Raw genomic sequence first — 240 nt, forward strand, 5'->3', positions numbered from 1 at the left:
GCTGTTCGTGACAACGACTCTCGCGGGTCAAAGTTGCGGGCGATTGGGACAGAGGCCCTGTCCATTTTTTTAATTTGCAATAGCTTCCAGGTAACACACCGGTACTGCCATTTTTCCCGGTACGCTAATTTGGCGTCCGAGACGGTCGCGAGGACAGGGCGGCCCCCGACGAGCCAGCCCTGCGCTGCCGTTTCTTGCAAGAAGCAGGAGCTTTTCAACGGCGCCATGGACGCACCCGAT

1 protein-coding gene is annotated in these 240 nt (G+C 57.9%); it reads right to left on the reverse strand.

All coding sequences use genetic code 11. The features are described from left to right. On the reverse strand, window positions 1-227 hold a 227-nt coding region (locus KJQ96_RS39525; protein WP_213291277.1), incomplete at its 3' end, for a hypothetical protein. Between the last annotated feature and the right edge of the window lie 13 nt (window positions 228-240).

It is taken from the genome of Bradyrhizobium sp. sGM-13, from assembly GCF_018398875.1.
Taxonomy (GTDB): Bacteria; Pseudomonadota; Alphaproteobacteria; order Rhizobiales; family Xanthobacteraceae; genus Bradyrhizobium.